The organism is Sphingomonas sp. CCH5-D11 (assembly GCF_001557395.1).
Taxonomy (GTDB): domain Bacteria; phylum Pseudomonadota; class Alphaproteobacteria; order Sphingomonadales; family Sphingomonadaceae; genus Sphingomonas.
Genome location: NZ_LSKH01000046.1, coordinates 1 through 3,487, shown reverse-complemented (window position 1 = coordinate 3,487; position 3,487 = coordinate 1). Strand labels below are relative to the sequence as shown.

The following is a 3,487-nucleotide window of genomic DNA, read 5'->3' as shown; positions in this document are numbered from 1 at the left end:
GCCGGCGAGTTTGCGGGCCGGTGGACCCCGGCACAGGGCCGGGGTGACGATGTGGGCGGGCTTGCGGCAGTTGCGTGCGTCGTGCCACCCAGCGATAGGCGCTGCCATGAATGACCAGCCCGACGACCATTCCCGTCACAACGAGCGGATGCGCCGCATGAAGGTGGCGCGCGACAAGATGCAGGCGCGGCGAACGCTCGAGCGCGGGCTGCTGCTGGTCCATACCGGCAACGGCAAGGGCAAGTCCTCCGCCGCCTTCGGCATGGCGATCCGCTCGATCGGCTGGGGGATGCGCGTCGCGATCCTGCAATTCGTGAAGGGGACATGGGAGACGGGGGAGCGCAACTTCTTCACCGATCATCCGAGCGACCTCGTCAGCTTCGAGAGCATGGGCGAGGGCTTCACCTGGGATACGCAGGACCGCGCGCGCGACATCGCGGCGGCGCGGCGCGGGTGGGAGCGGGCCAAGGAACTGATCCTCGATCCCGAGATCGACTTCGTGATCCTCGATGAGCTTAACATCGTGCTCGCCGACGACACCCTGCCGTTCGCCGAGGCACTGGCGTTCCTCAAGGAGCGGCCGCTGACCAAGCACATTTGCGTCACCGGTCGCGGCGCCCGGCCCGAACTGGTGGAAATCGCCGATCTCGTCACCGAATTCGGCGAGGTGAAGCATCCCTTCAATGCCGGGTTCAACGCGCAAAAGGGCGTGGAATATTGACGGATCGGCCGCATCGGTCCTACGGCACCAGCCGCGAACGGTTCCCGGAGACGGGATGAAAAGGGAAGTCGGGAAGGGCGCATCGCCCGCACCCGCGCTGCCCCCGCAACTGTGATCGGCGAGTGCCGCCCATCCCAGCCACTGGAGCGATCCGGGAAGGCAGGGCGGCATGATGGACCCGAGAGCCAGGAGACCTGCCGGTCGCACGTCGATCCATCGCGCGGACGGGGTGTGCCGGGCGGACGAGGCCGAAACCCTCGAGCGAGCGACAAGAGGGATCGGCTGACGGACGGCGCAGGCAAGCGCCGGCCGCGGCCCTGTTTGGGGCAAGAACAATGAAGATCATCCACTGGCTGGCGGCATCGACAGCGCTGATCGCCGCGCCGGCGCTGGCGCAGGATCTCGACCGCGATCGTGACATCGTGGTGACGGCGAGCGGCGTGCCGCAGGACGTCGACACTACCGGCCAGGCGGTGACGATCATCGATCGCGACACGATCGAGCAGCGCCAGACGGTCGTGCTGACCGACCTGCTCCAGACCACGCCGGGCATCACCGTCACGCGCAACGGCGGCATCGGCACGTTGACCGCCGTGCGCATCCGCGGCGCGGAGGGTGACCAGACGCTGACGCTGATCGATGGGGTTCGCGTCAACGATCCGTCGTCCACCGGCGGCGCGTTCGACTTCGCCAATCTGCTCTCCGCCTCGGTCGAGCGCGTCGAGATATTGCGCGGGCCGAACTCGGTGCCGTGGGGCAGCCAGGCGATCGGCGGTGTCGTCAACGTCATCACGCAGGCGCCGACCCAGGGCCTGCAGGCGCGCGGCAATGTAGAATATGGCGACATGGACACGCTGTTCGCCAGCGGCGGCGTTTCCGGCAGCTCGGGCATCGTTTCCGGCTCGCTGACCGGCGGTTACCTCCGCACCGATGGCATCTCGGCCTATGATCAGGGCAGCGAGCGCGACGGCTATCGCCAGTATGGCGCCAGCGGCCGGGTGGAAGTGGCGTTCGCGCCCAACCTGCGCCTCGACCTGCGCGGCTATTGGGCAGACAGCCGCACCGATCTCGATGGCTTTCCCGCGCCGACCTGTGCCTTCGCAGACACACGCGAATATTCGACCGCGCAGGAGCTGTACGGCTATGCCGGGCTGCATGCCGATTTCGCGGACGGCCGGTTCCGCAACACGATTGCCTTCCAGATCGCCGACATCAACCGCGACAATCTCGATCGCGACCTGGGTGCGGAGCCGCAGTTCATCGGGCGCGGTCGCAGCGAGCGCTACACTTACAAGGGCGATTTCCAGGCGATCGACGCGGTGCGGCTCGTCGCCGGCGTCGAGCATGAGGACACGCGCTTTTCCGACGGGTTCGACCGCTTCAGCCGCGGCGTGACGAGCGTGTGGGGCGAGCTGATCCTGACTCCGGTGGAGGGCCTGGCCGTGACCGGCGCGGTGCGTCATGACGACGACGATGCGTTTGGCGGGCACACCACCTTCGCGGCAAATGCGGCCTATACGCTCCCGACCGGCACGACGCTGCGCGCAAGCTACGCCGAAGGCTTCAAGGCGCCGACACTGTACCAGCTCTATGCGCCCTTCTACGGCACGCCGACGCTCGATCCCGAGACGGCGAAGAGCTGGGATGCAGGCGTCGAGCAGAAGCTGATCGGCGACCAGCTCGTCGCCAGCGCGACCTATTTCAACCGCAAGACGCGCAACCAGATCGACTTCGATTCGCTGACCTTCACGTACAGCAACATCGCCCGCACCCGCGCGGAGGGCGTCGAACTCGGGTTGGTGATGCGGCCGGCGCAAGGCTTCACGATCAGCGGGTCGTATAGCCATATCGACAGCGAAAACCGCAGCGAGGGGTTCGTCGGCAACGATCTGGCGCGCCGGCCCGAGGACATGGTCAGCATGTCCGCCGATTACCGCTTCCCATTTGGTCTGGGGCTCGGCGGAACGGTGCTGGTGGTCGGCGACAGTTTCGACAATGCGGCAAACACCGTTCGGCTCGATGGCTATACGATCACCAACATTCGCGCCGAACTGCCGCTGGGGGATCGCTTCTCGCTGTACGGGCGGGTCGAGAACCTGTTCGATGCCGATTACCGGACGGTGGCGAACTACGGCACGATCGGCCGGGCGGTGTATGGCGGTGTGCGGGTGAAGCTGGATTGACCTTAATCGACCCCTTTTGTCACCCCGGCCCCTTCGGCGAAGCTCAGGACAGGCTTGTGCCGGGGTCCAGGGTTCCGCGAACTCGCAAGCATGAGGTTTGCGGAACCCTGGATGCCGGGACTGGCCCGGCATGACGGACCAGGCGAGGTAATCAGCAGATGTTCGACCGCGCGACGCTGCTCCTCGCGCTCCTCCTCGCCGGCTGCACAGCCGACCAGCCGGCGCGGCGGGGCGGGATCGTGTCGCTCAACCCGTGTGCGGACCAGCTGCTGCTCGCGCTCGTCCCTCCTGAGCGGATCGCGGCGATCAGCCATTATTCGCAGGACTTGCGCGCTACCTCCATCTCGCTGGACGTGGCGCGGCGGTTTCGCACCACGGCGGGTACCGCGGAGGAAGTGATCGCGCTTTCGCCCGACCTGGTGGTCGCGACGAGCTTCACACCCCCGGCGACCCGGGCGGCTTTCGCGCGGGCAGGGCTGAATACCTTGTATCTCGGCTCGCCCACGACCGTCGCGGCGAGCAAGGAGCAGATTGCCGAAGTCGCGGACGCGCTAAAGGAACGCCGGCGGGGGCAGGTGCTCAA

The 3,487-nt window shown here is 66.9% G+C and carries 3 protein-coding genes and 1 riboswitch; all 3 genes read left to right on the top strand.

What is annotated here, in order from left to right; genetic code table 11:
• Window positions 1-106: 106 nt before the first annotated feature.
• A complete protein-coding gene (gene cobO / locus AX702_RS02960) occupies window positions 107-721 on the top strand; it encodes a cob(I)yrinic acid a,c-diamide adenosyltransferase (protein WP_066775941.1) in 615 nt (204 codons plus the stop codon).
• A 21-nt stretch (window positions 722-742) separates the two neighbouring features.
• Window positions 743-937, top strand: a riboswitch (cobalamin riboswitch).
• A 119-nt stretch (window positions 938-1,056) separates the two neighbouring features.
• A complete protein-coding gene (locus tag AX702_RS02955; protein ID WP_066775940.1) occupies window positions 1,057-2,904 on the top strand; it encodes a TonB-dependent receptor plug domain-containing protein in 1,848 nt (615 codons plus the stop codon).
• Window positions 2,905-3,062: 158 nt separating this feature from the next.
• Window positions 3,063-3,487 (top strand): ABC transporter substrate-binding protein (locus AX702_RS02950; protein WP_156455334.1); only part of this gene is annotated, 425 nt, incomplete at its 3' end.